Genomic DNA, 13,561 nt, shown 5'->3' with positions numbered 1-13,561 from the left:
GTTGGAAGACGGAATACTTGGAACTCGACGGTGACTCTCTGGGCAGGCAGATCACCACTATCGATGGTCTGCTGCAGTCGATGTTGATCGAACAGGACGATCTGGCCGAGTCGTGGAATGGCGCGGGGGGGCAGCTGCGGCAGCAGACCGGGTGGCGAGTGAGCATATCGCGGGGAGCCATATATCGGCCAAGATCGGTGAGATCAAAGGGTATTTCACCTCGGGAAAGAAGGAACTCGACGATGCGAAGAATTTCGTCCTTACCAAGCGGAACAATTTCATAGCTTGGGGTTTCGAGGTCGACGACCGCGGAATCGTCAGCGCTGTAGAAAAGGTCCGGCAACTGCAGCAAGCGGGCCAGGGCCGCCCTGATGTGATGGCCGCAGGTTTCGCCCTCATGGCCGAAGCCGGGCGTCACACAACAGAACTGCTACAAGCGCTGCAGCATGCAGAAGGTGTCGCGATGAGAGTCGAGACCTCGATTTCGACTGCGAGCTCCGAGCTGACCGACCTGGTATTACGCGAGGCCCCTTCGGAGGCGGCCCGGACCTTCGGCCTTGTGCCGGGGGCACAGCCCACACCCGACGTTCCGCCAGCACTCACTCAGACCGACGTTCTAGCAGCTTTACAAGCAGGTATGCCCGTGAGCTACACAGATCCGAACGGGAAAACGACCACGATCACTCCCAATCCGGACGGTACTCAGACGCTCACCCAATCAGCGACGTCGGCGGATGGGGTCACGACCACCACGTCGAGCACCAACGGAGGGCCCGCGACGACCACGACCACCCAGCTTCGCCCCGATGGCTCGGGAGTTATCGACACGACTGTCACAGGACCGGACGGCAAGGCTCAGCGCCTTCAAACGGTACCGAAGGACGGTCGATCGACTACCTATGTCGTGAACGATGACGGATCTCTCGGTGCGGCGGTATCCGAATCGTATCCAGCGCCGAATGGCGGGTTGATCACCGACGCATATGCGCCGGACGGAGGTTTCCAGCGCGAATGGCAGCGGCCGGACGGTTACCGCGAAGTCGAGAACTATATCGCCGGGCCCGACGGACAGCCTGTACTTGTGGGAACGGGGACGTCGGCCGGTGTGCAGTCCACGCTCAATACTGACGGATCGATCGATACAACGTATCCCAATGGGCAGTCGGCCAAGACCGTCACGCTCGAGGACGGTACGGTACTCACCAAGTTTTCCGATGATTCCGTACTGGCCTACGACCCCGACACCGCACCGGAAGGGACACCACGCGCGTCCAGTTGGGAGGTAGTCCAGTCGTGGACTACGCAGCAGTGGGACCAATTCGTCGGCTCCACAGCAGGCACCGCAACCGGACACCCTGTGGCGACCGGCGCGGGCGTTGCCGCGAGTGGGATCTCAGAAGCTGCTCTTCAGGCGGGCACGACCATGGCGGGCGAAGCGGCTCAGGCCGCCGGTCGCTCCGCGGAGGCGTCCGGTCGCGCCTTCGCTCTTCTCGACTCCGGAACTCCGGGCGCCGGGCGGCTCGTCGTGGAGTCGATGGACAATGCGGCTACTGCTGCAAACGCTGCCTCGAAAGCGGAAATTCTGGCCAATACAGGGAAGTTCGGCGGAGCCTTTGCAACGGCCGGGCTGGCTGTCTACACAAATGTGGATGACGTGTTGACGGACGGGAAGGGAGTCTATGAGGCAGTCGGAAATGCAACCGGCGGCACGGTCGGCGGTATCGGCGGCGCCGCCGCGGGAGCCTGGGCTGGCGGTTTGGCCGGTGGCTTTACCGGACCGGCCGCACCCGTGGCTGTCCCCGTTTTCTCTGTTCTCGGAGCGATGGCCGGCGGATACGGCATCGGTTCGTTCGGAAGCTATGTCGGTGATCAAGCCGGCGCCGGCGTCCGGGAGCTATTCGAATAGGAAGAAGCGCACGCTATGTCGAAAGTGAGCACCCCCGAACTTCCGCGGCCCGAGGGATTCGGCGACTCCGACCGCGGGGGCGCAATTGCGGCCGGCATCCTGGTCTTCGTCCTATCTGGCGTCGGTTTTGTAATAATGCTGGCATCGTCGATCGGCGAGGGATCAGCCCCCAGGGTCTTGTTCTCGGCGGCGGGTATCGCTGTCTCGGCAAGTTTCGTAGCCGCATTTTTTGCAATATTGAACGCCCAGCGTTCACGGTTTCCGACAAGTGTGAACGCTTCCAGTCCCCACTCTGAGCCCGCTCTCGTCCTCCCGATGTATCGACCATTCAATCTGCCGTTTGCTCTCCTTTCGGCCGCAGGTTCCGTTTTCGCCCTGGCGTATGGAGTCCTGCTCTTCACTCGCGATTCTGGTACGAACAGTATTCGCGATTACCTGTATTGCGCGTCGATGCTGGCTCTGGCCGGGTTCAGCGCCTGGTTGTCCACCACATTCTTCTCGGCGCTGGTCAAACACCACCAACTGATCATCAGTGAGCAAGGTATCGAGATCCACAGCAATGCAGTCGACCAAACAATAGCTTGGGAGTCGATCGAGGAAATTCTTGCTACGCAGACGAACAATAACCCCACCGTTGTTGTCACTCCGACAAGCGGTGACGTCCTGCACACCTCGCGCAGCTCAGCGCTGGTCCGCAAACTGAAGGCCAATAGGCGCTATCTCCGAGAAATGATTATCGATGTCCACTTCTACCGAGTGGACCCGGTCCTGATTTATCATTTGCTACGGTTCTACTGGAAAAACTCAGGAGCCCGCAAAGAGCTCAAGTCTAATGCGGTGATCGATCGACTGCACAGGGGCGATCTCCTCGGGTGAGGATTTCGCGGTAAGTAACTCGGAGTGTCTCCGTTTGGTTGGACACGGGAATCAAGCCGCAATTTCGTTGATATCTCCACAATAACGCGGTCGGACGAAGAATTGCCGCCGAGCACCCCGATGCGAGCCCGGAAGAACTGGCGACCTACGTCAAGGAAGCGGTTCTCCGGGGCGATATGGTCGTCGTCGGGCCGGACGGCATGCTGACACCGAGCGACCAGGTCGCCATCGGCGAGACCGGACGCGCTGACGGGCCACCGGCAACGGGCGGCACCAAACCTCCACCGACCGATACGGAGTTCACCTCGGGCGGATACAACCCGGGAAGCGACGGCGAAAGTTACGGCGCCTATGACAGCTGAGAAAGTCCTGCTCGCGTTGCTGGTGTGCGCCGCTGTTGCGCTGACCGCATGTTCAGACGATGGAGGGGTTGCTTTGGAGGAAGACCAGGCACTTTCGGCCGAACTGGCCGAACTGCGCCAGAACGGCGGATCGGTCAGCCTGCATGAGCTGACCGGCGGCGACTGGGACTCCGTTTATGTGTCGCACCAGCCGGTCTCCCGCGACTACCTCGAGCGCGAAGTCGGGGGGAAGATCGACATGGACGAGACGTTCATGCAAGGAGGGAACATTCTCGTCTTCCTGAAAGACGGTCAGATCTCGCGAGCAACCTACATCACCCCCGACCTACTCCAGCCCGGTGAATACTCCAGCAGTGTCCGGATCACCGCAGACGGATACCCCGCACTGCTCCAGATGTCCGAGTAGGAGCGGGCTGCGACACAATCGGCCGGCCGGTGGGTGCCGGCCTGGCCTTCCTCGAAATTCCTTACCGATCAGGGTCGTGCGACCAGATCGGCATCGGTGACGGTGACGAATCCCTGCCCCGAAGTCATCAAGGACTCGACGATGTCGACGTGAGCAGCGTCGAGATGCCGCACCAGCGACTCTGCCAACTCGGCGGGCTTGGTTCCTGTCTCTCGGCCAGGAGCAACGCGGCATTCAATTGTTGGTCGGCGCACTGCTGTGCACCGGCATACCGAGCGGAAGCGTAGCGGTTTCCTATTACTGCTGTCTCTGGGACCGCGAAGGCCGGTCGATGACGCTTGATCCAGCCCCGACGCCGCGTCGAACCGCGTTGACAGCCCGCACATTACGAGGTCGCCGATCGCGGAAATCCCCGGCGCCGGGTGCACGCCATGACACCCCCCAGGAGGCACTGTGCGCGAACGACCACGTCTGCCCAAGCGACCGGCACGAAACCGGGCAATGGAAGCGACCGTCCGGCTGTTGCGCGACCAATACTGCATCGATACAGCAATATTGGAACGAGTGGCGGCCGGGCTCCGCGCCAGTCGCGATATCCCGGAACCCGCCACCGACGCCGATATCGCACCATGAGCCACTCGATCGCGTTCGGCTGGATCAACCACGACATCAGCCGAGCACCCGAGACCGACCGCGACCGCGTACACCGCCTCGCCGACCGACTCGGCTACCACCTCGTATGGCCCGGCGAACACTCGGTGCTACGCGTGGCCGACCAGGCACGCAACGCCGGCGCCGACCTGGTGATCCTGCCGGCACCCGACCATCTCGGCCCGCACGAACTCGACGCCGTACTGGACATCTGCGACGTGGAAACCGTGCTACCGCGTCTCAGCTTCCCACGCTGGACCTCCACGCAGGACACACCATGAGCACCCTGGTAGTGGTCGGTTTCGCCATCGCGATCGGACTACCGCTACTGGTGATCGCGGCGACGATCTGGTGGCCCTGAAGTCCGCGCGGACAACGTCGGCCACAACTCTCTCCCCACACCACCGGCCGATGCCATGGGGCGGCAAACGGACCGTCTCCACCCTGGTCGGACCCGCTCCGGCGGGCTAGACTGAATCATAGTCGGCAATTTTGATTCAAGACGGACATAGGTGATGGCGGTGACGAACGAAGCCGGTGCACGGATCGAACGCGCTCGCGTTGCCGCGGGGTTGAGTCAGCGCGCTCTGGCGGACGCGACCGGGATCTCGCAGTCGACCCTGTCCCGGATCATCTCTGGGGACAGGCCCGCGAAGATGCCGGAGATCGTGGCGATCGGCTGGGCGACAGGGCACACAGTCGCCCAGCTCACCGGGACCGCGCCGGTGGCCGAGCGGGTCCGATGCGCCGCGCGAGCGACCAACGATTGCGAGATGGATCGCATGCGGGAAGCGCTGCTGCGTTTCCTGGAATTGAACGACTACCTCGACGACCAAGCCATCCCCGGCACCACCGACCCAGCGTAGGAAACGTGAACAACGAGACAGAAGGACGCGACGCCGCCGCCCGGTTCCGCCGCGAACACCGACTCGGCGTACAACCCCTGGGCGACCTGGTCGCGATTATCGAACAGGCGACCGCGATCGACGTCGCCGTACTCGACGCAGGCCCGGACGAACACGGTCTGACGATGCGAGACCCGGTACGCGACGCCGTCTTCATCGGCGTGGCACGTACCCGGAATCCGATGCGGCAACGCAGCACGCTCGCCCACGAGCTCGGTCACGTGCTGTTCCAGGACTGGGCAGACGAGCACACCGGCAACTGGAGCGATCGAACACCCGCGGAAGTGCGCGCCGACGCCTTCGCCCGGCACCTGCTCGCACCGGTCGACGGTATCCGTGAGTTCCTCGGCGACCGAGATTCGGGGACCCGATCCACCCTCTCCGAGGTCGTCCAGCGTTTCCTGGTGTCACCACCGATCGCGGCGATTGCCCTGCAGCAGGCCGGATACGTCGACGAGGCCACCAAACACGAGTGGATGGCGTTGACGGCGCCGCAATTGGCTGCCCGCTACGGATGGTCCGACCAGTACCGCGCACTACAAGCCGACTCCGATCAACGCCGGGCGCCGCAACGGCTACTCGCCCGAGCTATCAAGGCATACGAAGAAGAAGTGCTGTCCGCACAGGCGATCGCCACGCTGCGTGGCATCACGCTGGAAGACGCTCGGAAAGAGTTGCGCGAAGCAGGTATCGAGCCGGTCGGACGTCCGCCCGCCTGGTCCGACGCCGGCGAATTACCGGCGGCGATCTGATGGCTGGCTTGTTTCCCATTTAAGTATCACTTCGATTCCCATTTCTCGTTTCGTTCCCATTTGACCGACGCGTTGTCGACCTTGGCGCCATCGTGTGGCAACCTGCCCCGTTCTCGACGCGTGTTCGTCGCAGCCTGACAATGCCGTGTGGCCGGGCCGGGCACAGGACCGACCGGCCACACGGTCATCGGCGATATTCAGTCCGCGGACACCGGAGCGTGCCCGAGGAACTCGAGGATCGACTGGCGGCGGCGCTGGTAGCTCTCGCCGAACTGCGCCTGCGGGTCCCGCGGCCGGTCGATGGTGATGACCTCGGCCACGGTTGCCGGCCGATGGGTCAACAGCACCACGCGGTCGGCCAGCAGCAGCGCCTCGTCGACATCGTGGGTGACGAACAGAATCGTCATCTCGGTCTGCTTCCACACCGAGATCAGCAATTGCTGCATATCCAGACGAGTTTGGGCATCGAGCGCACCGAACGGCTCGTCCATCAGCATGACCTTCGGACTGCAGGCCAGGGTCCGGGCCAGCTGCACGCGCTGCCGCATCCCACCGGACAGATGGCTGGGCAGGTGGTTGAGATAGTCGCTCAGCCCGACCTGTTCGAGATGGGTGGCCGCGGCTTCCTTGGCCGTCCGCCCCTTGACACCGCGCAGATGCAGCGGGAACAGCACGTTCTTCAACGCACTCCGCCACGGCAGCAGCGCATCCTCCTGGAAGACCATGGCGCACTGGGCGTCGTTACCGATGATCGGTGTACCACCGACGGTTGCGGTGCCGCCCATCGGGGTGAGCAACCCGGCCAGGGCGCGCAGGATGGTCGACTTGCCGCACCCGGAGGGGCCCAGGAAGACGACGACCTCGCCGGGTTCGATATCGAGGGTGACCTGTGCGGCGAGCTTGCCGTGGAAACCGAGACGCAGGTCGTCGAGCTGGACCGCGGCGCCGGCTCCCGTCGAGGCGGGCGCGGCGGCGGTGGCCGGTTCGGGGGCGGTGATAGTCATTACGTTCCTACTCGTGGTGCTGGCGAAGGGTGCAGTCGGGGGGCGCGAAACGGCGGGGCGGACCGAGGTCTCACCTCAGCGCTGTGCCCTGGGTAGCCAGTGGTTGACCCGGCGGCCGGCCAGTTCGACGACGAATGCAGTGAGCAGGCCGAGCGCACCGATCGAGAGCATGCCGACCACAACGCCGGCGTAGTCGAGCAAACCGTAGGCCTGCCACGTGTAGTAGCCGATGCCGAACTGGCCCGAGATCATCTCCGCGCTGACCACGCAGATCCAGGCGACACCCATCGACACCGACAGGCCGGAGAAGATTCCGGGCATGGCCCCCGGCAACACGACGTGGCGCAGGATCGCCCAGCGGTTGGCGCCCATGGTCTGCGCGGCTTCCTCCCAGACCTTCGGCAGCGATTCCATGGCATGAATAGTGCTGACTACCACGGGGAAGAAGGCGGCGAAGAAGGTGATGAACACGATCCCCTGTTCGCTGGACGGAAACAGCAGGATCGTGAGCGGCACGAGGGCGATGGCCGGGATAGGGCGCACGATCTCGAGGAACGGCCGCAGCGTTTTCCGCGCCGGTTCCGATCGGCCGATGAGCGTCCCGAGGCCGATGCCGATGATCGCGGCGAGGATGAAGCCCAGGAGGATCCGCTGCAGGCTGGCGAACAAGTCGTCGTAGTAGGCGCCGGAGCCGAGCCGTTCGACGAAGCTCTCCAGAACCGCGGCCGGTGTCGGCATCCGGTTGAACCGCAGCCAGGCGACCACTTCGTTCACGGTCAGCAGGTGCCAGACCAGGATGAAGGCCACGATCGGGATGAGCGGCAGTCCGATGGTCGCCGCGGTCCGGCGCATCGCGGCGGTCGACGCGCCGCGGTCACGCAGCTTCTCGATCACCGGGCTCAGCGGCGAGCGCTGTTCGTCCTGGCCGGGACCGGTGAACGACTGTCCTCGGGTTACGACATCCTGACTCGGTGCTGTGATCGCCATCGCGATCTCCTTTCGGGTTCGTCGCCGTTGCCGGCGATGCGGGAGGTCAGTGGGTGCGGCCGGCCTGTTCGAGTGCCGCGGGGTAGGTGACGATCTGGCTGCCCGGATGTGCTGCCGTGAATTCCCCGGCCGCGGCCTGGGTCGCGAAGGGCAAATACCGCCGGGTGGGCGGCGCCGCGGGGTCGATCACCCAGACGGCGTGGTCGGCGAACAACTTGGTGGCGGTGTCGGCAGCGGGGACGTAGCCGGCCCGGATCGGGTTGTCGGCGCCTGCGATGCGCCGCAGCAGGCAGCTCGGGGTCGCCGAGACCGCGGTGGTGTCCTGTCCTTCGAACCAGACCTCCGAGGCGGTCGCGGGATCGTCCACCGGAATCCGGCAGATCTCGTCGACGCCGTTCAGCTTGCTGGGGTTGGTGGTGTCGGCGGTGATCCGGTCGAAGTCCGCACCGAGCAGCTTGCGCAGGTAGCTGTCGTTCCGGAAGCCGGCGATATCGAAATCTTCGGCCACCGAACCACGTTCGACGAGGAAGTTCTTCACCTGGGCCAGCGAGTCCCCGAACTCCTTCTTGATGGTCGGGTCGAACGACACCAGTCCGTTGGGTCCGTTGTAGAGGTAGGCGACTTCGGGTTCGATTCCGGTGATATCGCTGATCCGCTGGGCCGCGGCCAGCGGGTTCGCGGTGAGGTAGTCGTTGGTTTGCTGCATCGCCTGCAGGAAGGCATCGATCACCTCCGGCTGCTGGGCCGTGAACTGCTTGCGGGCGACGATGCCGTGGAAGGTCGGCACATTGTTGTCCCCGCCGTCATAGAGCAGGCGGCCCTGCTTGCGGTAGATCACCATCTGCGGCCACGGCACGAACTGCGCCAGCGCGTCGACCTGTTTGCCCTCGATGGCGGCGGCGCCGATGGAGGGGTCCTGATTCGCGATGTTCACCTCGCCGGTGCCGAGCCCGGCGCGCAGCAACGCGGTGGACAGCATGCCGTCGCCGGCGGAGCCGAGACTGGTCGACACCTGTTTGCCGACGAGGTCGGTCAGCTCGGTGGCCGGTGAATCGGTCGGGACCACCACCTGGTTGAGGGAGCCGCGCAGGTTGTACCCGGTGGTGGCGATGAACTCGGTGGCCGCGTCGTCGAACTTCTTCGTCTTCGAACCGTTGGTGAGCAGCGGGTAATCGCCCATGGAGCCGATATCGACATGCGAGGCGATCATGGCGGCGGTCAGCGGCGCACCGGAAGAGAAGTCCTGCCAGACCACCTTGTAGTTCTTGCCGTTCTGCTCACCGAGCTGCGCGAGCGCCGCTTCGAAGTCACCGCGGTCGCGCAGCAGTGTGCCCGCGTTGATGGTGTTGATGGTTTTCGACTGATATCCGATGTTCACCACCACTGTCCCCGAATCCAGGGCACCGCATCCTGTCAGTACCGTGGTGAGGGCAGCCGCTGCGGTGACAGCGGCGACCGTGATCCGGCCGCGATTCCTTCCACGTGCGGCGGTCGGCCGTGCTACGCCACGCGATCTGACCTTGTTGAACATGCCCCAAGCATCGGGGTTTCCTGTTACGCCCCGGGAACTGCGGTTTTCGGAACAGTTAAGCTACTCGGCTCGGTAATTCTCGCTGGCGGAACGCGCCCCGCGAATCTCCTGAGGTTTCGGTGGAAATCCGTGGTACGCAGGCAATTCGCCGATGCGCGCGGTAACCGCACCGACCCCGGCCTTCCGGCCGAGAGTGACGCGCGGAACTCTGCTCCGCCACCAGCATTCACTGGCGCCTGCACCACAGTTCGACAAGAGTGGAGCTATGTCCGATACTGCAGCTCAGGGGCCTGCGGCCCCGCTGTTGCCCGAGCCCGATTACCGATTCACGCTGGCAAACGAGCGCACTTTCCTGGCATGGCAGCGCACCTCGCTCGGCCTGCTCGCCGCCGCGGTGGCGGCCCTGCATCTGCTGCCCGGCGCCGCACCCGATGCGGTCGCGTTCGCACTTGGTGGACTGCTCGGCTCGGCCGCCGTCCTCTCCGCGGCGGGCGGTCTGCTGCGGTGGCGCAGCAACGACCGCGCCATCCGGCACGACCGACCCCTGCCGACCGGCCGGCTGACCACCGCGTTGGCCGCCGGACTGGCGGCCGTCGGCGTGGTCGTCGTCATCGTTTCGGTGGCAGCGTCACTCACCATGGCGAACTGAGCCATGATCGCCGCGCCTCCTGCATTCGATCCCGGATTGCAGCCGGAACGCACCGCCCTGTCCTGGACCCGGACCTCCCTCGCCATCGCGGCCAACGGGCTGCTGGTGGTCGGTCGCGATCTGCTCACCGACCCCGTCCGGTGGCATCCGGTCACCGCTATCGCCGGCGGGGCCGCGCTCCTCGCGGCCCTCGGGGTGTATCTGGTGGGCAAACGTCGCACCCGACTCCTGGCGCGCCGGCCGCCCCGGGTGCCGGCGCGGACCACGATCGTGCTGACCGGCTGCCTGATCACCGTCGGGTGCCTGGCGCTGTTGACCACGGCGGCCTGGGGATCGTTCAGGTAGCTCGAGACACGCCCGGGGCCGGCCTTCGACAGAAGGCCGGCCCCGGGTTCATCGTGCCGGTGGGCGAACGGAATCGCCGCGGTGGTGGAATCAGTCGGCCGCCGGACGGAACGCACCGCTGAGCCGGGAATGCAGTGCGGCCGAGGCCTCGTCGAGACCCACCAGGGTGACGGTCTTGCCGAGTCTCCGGTATTTCTCACCGATTTCGTCGAGCGCGGCGACCGTGGTGGCATCCCAGATACGCGATGCCGACAGGTCGATGGTCACTCGCTTCGGGTCGCCCGTGTAATCGAAGTGATCGGCCAGCGTATTGCTGGACGCGAAGAACAGGTATCCGGCGACGCGATACGTGCGTTCGCCCTCGCTCTCGCCCGTTCCGGTGTCCGGGAGCGGTGCGGGCGAATCGACGGTCGCTCCCCCGGACAGGCGGCGGATGAACAGGATCATCGCGCAGGCCACTCCGGCGATCACGCCGTAGGCCAGATTGTCCGTGGCCACCGTGACCACCACGGTGCCCAGCATGATGAACGATTCGCCGATCGGCATCCGGCGCAGCGTAGCCGGCATGATCGAATGCCAGTCCATGGTCGCGACGGAGACCATCACCATGACCGCGACGAGCGCCGCCATCGGGATCGCCGCGAGCGCCGCCCCGAACATCGTGACCATGCACAGCAGCGCGGCACCGGCGACGAAGGTCGACAGGCGGGTCCGGCCACCGCAGGTCTTGACGTTCATCATGGTCTGCCCGATCATCGCGCAGCCACCCATACCGCCGGCGAAACCGGTGACCACGTTCGCGACCCCTTGACCCCAGCTTTCCCGCCGATGGTCCGATGAGGTGTCGGTCAGTTCGTCGACCAGTCGTGCCGTGATGAGTGATTCGAGCAGCCCTACCAGGGCGACGGCGATCGCGTACGGGGCGATGAACCGCAGAGTGTCCGTGGTGAAGGGAACGTCGGGCAGGCCGAACGTCGGCAGACCCGAGGACGGATCGCCCTCATCACCCACCCGCGGGACACCGATCGCGAACACCACGGTGATGATCGTCAGGAGCGCGGTGGCGACCAGCGGGGCCGGCACCGCATCGGTGAGCCTGGGCAGGAACACCATCAGCAGCAATCCGGCCGCGACCATCACATACACCGGCCACGGGACATCGAACAGATGCGGAAGCTGCGCGGTGAAGATGAGTATGGCCAGCGCGTTGACGAAGCCGGTGAGCACGCTGTGCGGCACGAACCGCATCAAGGTCGCGACACCGCAGCGCGCCAGCACGATCTGGAGCACGCCCGCGAGGATCACCGTCGCGAACAAATAGTCCACACCGTGCTCGCGGACCAGCGGTGCGATCACGAGCGCCACCGACCCCGCCGCCGCCGACACCATAGCCGGCCGCCCGCCGACCACGGCGATCACCATCGCGAAGATGAAGGATGTGGCAAGGCCGACCGCCGGGCTGACGCCGGCGACGATGGAGAACGAGATAGTCTCCGGGATCAACGCCAGCGCGGTGACCAGACCGGCGAAGAACTCGGTGCGGAATTTTCGGAAGTCGGTCAGCGCGTTCCCGGTCGACGATCGGCGGAGGCGCTCGAACGGAACGGACAGGGCGGCGGGCACCTGTTCCCGGAGGGTCTTCGGGGGTGCGGAGACAGTGTTCATGAGAACCTCTTCGAACGACATCGTCGATGGGGACGTCGGCCGAACCACCCGGGGAGAGAACGCACGCGGGGGTGCGCTCTCCCCGGTGTCCGGAAGATCAGACCGCGGCTTCGGCGGTGCGCTCCGGCACGAAATCGAGCGGGGCGCCCGGCGGAATCAATTCCTCGACCTTCACGCTCTCCTCGTATTCGCGGATGAAACGCTGGGCGTGCTGCATGACCCACCACCGCACGAAGGTCTGGTTGACCGGTTCGCGTTCCTTCGGGTCTTCCAGCAGGTTGATGATGCGGGCGAAACCGAGCGGGATCTCCGGATCGTGGAAGTGCTGCTGCCGCACGAAGCTGATCTTGAACTGCGACCACTTGACCGCATGCAGTTCGTCGTTCAACCACACCATGCACCCCTCACGGGCCGATTCCTCGGCACCGGCGAAGAATTCGCGCTGGTCGATACCGTCGATCAGGCGGTCGTCGGGGATATCGCAGCCGACGAAGCGCAGCAGCGTGGTGAACATATCGGTGACATGCACCATCTCGTTGCTTTCCCGTGGCTTGACATGGCCCGGCCAGCGGATCAGCGCGGGAGTGCGGATACCACCCTCGGCGGAGCTGAAGTAGGAACCGTCGAAGAACCCGGCGGTACCGCGACCGGCCAGGTGGTCCTCCGGGCCGTTGTCACCGGCGAACACCACGATCGTGTTCTCGGCGACGCCGAGCTCGTCGAGCTTGTCGAGGATGCTCTGGAAATCGGCGTCCAACATCAGCAGGGCGTCACCCCAGTCGCCATTGCTGCTCTTGCCGCGGAATTCCTCGCGGACCTCGATCGGGAAGTGCAGCAGCGAATGGTTGTGGTAGAGGAAGAACGGCTTGTCCTCGGCGACGCTGCTCTCCATGAAAGCCTTGGCGCGCCGGTCGTATTCGGCGTCCATCCGGCCCTTGAGTTCCACGGTGAGCTGTTCGTCGGTGGTGCGGACACCGCCTTCTTTGGTGCCGTCGTACATGTACGACCAGCCATCGCGTTCACCCTTGTACCAAGGATCGTCGGGCCACAGGCATTCGTCGTAGGTGCGGGCGGGGCCATACCATTCGTCGAAACCGTGATCGGTGGGCCAGCGGCCGTCCTCGGCGCCGATATGCCATTTGCCGTAGCAGGCGGTGGCGTAGCCGGCCTCGGACAGGATATCGCCCATGGTGCGTTCCCAGGTGACGATGCCACCCGGGTTACCGCCCAGTGCGATGGTGTGATTACCCGAGCGAATGGGGTACCGGCCCGTCATCAGCGCCGACCGGGTCGGGGTGCACTGCGGTTCGACGACGAAATGCGACAGTTTGAGGCTCTCGGCGGCGAAATTGTCGATATTCGCGGTATCCGCGCCACGTAGGATGCCACCGCCATAGCATCCGAGTTCGCCGAGACCCAGATTGTCGACGTGAAAATAGACAATGTTGGGACGGGATGTGGACATGATGGATCCTCACTTCTCTCTAGGGGAAACATTCGGGCCGAACGCCGTGATCGGCCC

The 13,561-nt window shown here is 64.7% G+C and carries 15 protein-coding genes; 10 read left to right on the top strand and 5 right to left on the bottom strand.

Going from position 1 to position 13,561, the window contains the following annotated elements; genetic code table 11:
• Positions 1 to 151: 151 nt before the first annotated feature.
• The 8 genes from ON22_RS28675 (at position 152) to ON22_RS28645 (ending at position 5,858) form a co-directional block, all read left to right on the top strand.
• Positions 152 to 1,906 carry a hypothetical protein gene (locus tag ON22_RS28675; protein ID WP_156052496.1) on the top strand — a complete coding sequence of 585 codons (1,755 nt, stop codon included), beginning with the start codon at positions 152 to 154 and terminating at the stop codon, positions 1,904 to 1,906.
• 24 nt (positions 1,907 to 1,930) lie between these two features.
• The gene (locus tag ON22_RS28670) at positions 1,931 to 2,782 is read left to right on the top strand and encodes an NADH-quinone oxidoreductase subunit J (protein ID WP_156052495.1); all 852 of its coding nucleotides are present in this window, start codon (positions 1,931 to 1,933) and stop codon (positions 2,780 to 2,782) included.
• A 176-nt stretch (positions 2,783 to 2,958) separates the two neighbouring features.
• Positions 2,959 to 3,144, top strand: coding sequence for a hypothetical protein (locus tag ON22_RS35020; RefSeq protein ID WP_051158221.1), 186 nt, complete (start codon positions 2,959 to 2,961; stop codon positions 3,142 to 3,144).
• The gene (locus ON22_RS28660) at positions 3,134 to 3,550 is read left to right on the top strand and encodes a hypothetical protein (protein ID WP_156052494.1); all 417 of its coding nucleotides are present in this window, start codon (positions 3,134 to 3,136) and stop codon (positions 3,548 to 3,550) included. Before ON22_RS35020 ends, ON22_RS28660 begins: the two co-directional genes overlap by 11 nt.
• A gap of 501 nt (positions 3,551 to 4,051) precedes the next feature.
• Positions 4,052 to 4,183, top strand: coding sequence for a hypothetical protein (locus ON22_RS38215; RefSeq protein WP_255218566.1), 132 nt, complete (start codon positions 4,052 to 4,054; stop codon positions 4,181 to 4,183).
• Positions 4,180 to 4,482, top strand: a complete 303-nt coding sequence (locus ON22_RS28655) for a hypothetical protein (protein WP_043740853.1) — start codon at positions 4,180 to 4,182, stop codon at positions 4,480 to 4,482. Before ON22_RS38215 ends, ON22_RS28655 begins: the two co-directional genes overlap by 4 nt.
• A gap of 240 nt (positions 4,483 to 4,722) precedes the next feature.
• On the top strand, positions 4,723 to 5,067 hold the full coding sequence (locus ON22_RS28650) for a helix-turn-helix domain-containing protein (RefSeq protein ID WP_231508798.1): 345 nt from the start codon (positions 4,723 to 4,725) through the stop codon (positions 5,065 to 5,067).
• 5 nt (positions 5,068 to 5,072) lie between these two features.
• Positions 5,073 to 5,858, top strand: a complete 786-nt coding sequence (locus ON22_RS28645) for an ImmA/IrrE family metallo-endopeptidase (RefSeq protein WP_051158219.1) — start codon at positions 5,073 to 5,075, stop codon at positions 5,856 to 5,858.
• Positions 5,859 to 6,055: 197 nt separating this feature from the next.
• On the opposite strand, the gene ON22_RS28640 is transcribed toward ON22_RS28645, so the two are convergent.
• From ON22_RS28640 to ON22_RS28630, 3 genes are all read right to left on the bottom strand, one after another.
• The gene (locus tag ON22_RS28640; RefSeq protein WP_033247684.1) at positions 6,056 to 6,862 is read right to left on the bottom strand and encodes an ABC transporter ATP-binding protein; all 807 of its coding nucleotides are present in this window, start codon (positions 6,860 to 6,862) and stop codon (positions 6,056 to 6,058) included.
• A gap of 75 nt (positions 6,863 to 6,937) precedes the next feature.
• Positions 6,938 to 7,849, bottom strand: coding sequence for an ABC transporter permease (locus tag ON22_RS28635; RefSeq protein WP_231508799.1), 912 nt, complete (start codon positions 7,847 to 7,849; stop codon positions 6,938 to 6,940).
• A 46-nt stretch (positions 7,850 to 7,895) separates the two neighbouring features.
• Positions 7,896 to 9,380, bottom strand: coding sequence for an ABC transporter substrate-binding protein (locus tag ON22_RS28630; protein ID WP_033247685.1), 1,485 nt, complete (start codon positions 9,378 to 9,380; stop codon positions 7,896 to 7,898).
• Positions 9,381 to 9,645: 265 nt separating this feature from the next.
• Between ON22_RS28630 and ON22_RS28625 the strand changes: the two genes are divergently transcribed.
• Both ON22_RS28625 and ON22_RS28620 read left to right on the top strand, forming a co-directional pair.
• Entirely contained in the window at positions 9,646 to 10,029 is a 384-nt protein-coding gene (locus tag ON22_RS28625; RefSeq protein ID WP_033247686.1) for a YidH family protein, read from the top strand.
• Positions 10,030 to 10,032: 3 nt separating this feature from the next.
• A complete protein-coding gene (locus ON22_RS28620; RefSeq protein WP_033247687.1) occupies positions 10,033 to 10,374 on the top strand; it encodes a DUF202 domain-containing protein in 342 nt (113 codons plus the stop codon).
• Between the two features lie 90 nt (positions 10,375 to 10,464).
• Here the strand turns inward: ON22_RS28620 and ON22_RS28615 are convergent, their stop codons facing one another.
• On the bottom strand, positions 10,465 to 12,039 hold the full coding sequence (locus ON22_RS28615) for a SulP family inorganic anion transporter (protein ID WP_081595920.1): 1,575 nt from the start codon (positions 12,037 to 12,039) through the stop codon (positions 10,465 to 10,467).
• A 97-nt stretch (positions 12,040 to 12,136) separates the two neighbouring features.
• On the bottom strand, positions 12,137 to 13,504 hold the full coding sequence (locus ON22_RS28610; RefSeq protein ID WP_033247688.1) for an arylsulfatase: 1,368 nt from the start codon (positions 13,502 to 13,504) through the stop codon (positions 12,137 to 12,139).
• Between the last annotated feature and the right edge of the window lie 57 nt (positions 13,505 to 13,561).

It is taken from the genome of Nocardia carnea NBRC 14403, from assembly GCF_000308515.1.
GTDB classification, from domain to species: Bacteria; Actinomycetota; Actinomycetes; order Mycobacteriales; family Mycobacteriaceae; genus Nocardia; species Nocardia carnea.
The sequence above is the reverse complement of the archived record's forward strand: the minus strand, read 5'-3'. Positions and strand labels throughout refer to the sequence as shown.

Coding starts and splice junctions, on each gene's coding strand:
- ON22_RS35020 (WP_051158221.1), top strand. CDS start 2,959: ATGGTCGTCGTCGGGCCGGACGGCATGCTGACACCGAGCGACCAGGTC.
- ON22_RS28610 (WP_033247688.1), bottom strand. CDS start 13,504: ATGTCCACATCCCGTCCCAACATTGTCTATTTTCACGTCGACAATCTG.
- ON22_RS28625 (WP_033247686.1), top strand. CDS start 9,646: ATGTCCGATACTGCAGCTCAGGGGCCTGCGGCCCCGCTGTTGCCCGAG.
- ON22_RS28640 (WP_033247684.1), bottom strand. CDS start 6,862: ATGACTATCACCGCCCCCGAACCGGCCACCGCCGCCGCGCCCGCCTCG.
- ON22_RS28660 (WP_156052494.1), top strand. CDS start 3,134: ATGACAGCTGAGAAAGTCCTGCTCGCGTTGCTGGTGTGCGCCGCTGTT.
- ON22_RS38215 (WP_255218566.1), top strand. CDS start 4,052: ATGGAAGCGACCGTCCGGCTGTTGCGCGACCAATACTGCATCGATACA.
- ON22_RS28630 (WP_033247685.1), bottom strand. CDS start 9,380: ATGTTCAACAAGGTCAGATCGCGTGGCGTAGCACGGCCGACCGCCGCA.
- ON22_RS28655 (WP_043740853.1), top strand. CDS start 4,180: ATGAGCCACTCGATCGCGTTCGGCTGGATCAACCACGACATCAGCCGA.
- ON22_RS28615 (WP_081595920.1), bottom strand. CDS start 12,039: ATGAACACTGTCTCCGCACCCCCGAAGACCCTCCGGGAACAGGTGCCC.
- ON22_RS28620 (WP_033247687.1), top strand. CDS start 10,033: ATGATCGCCGCGCCTCCTGCATTCGATCCCGGATTGCAGCCGGAACGC.
- ON22_RS28635 (WP_231508799.1), bottom strand. CDS start 7,849: ATGGCGATCACAGCACCGAGTCAGGATGTCGTAACCCGAGGACAGTCG.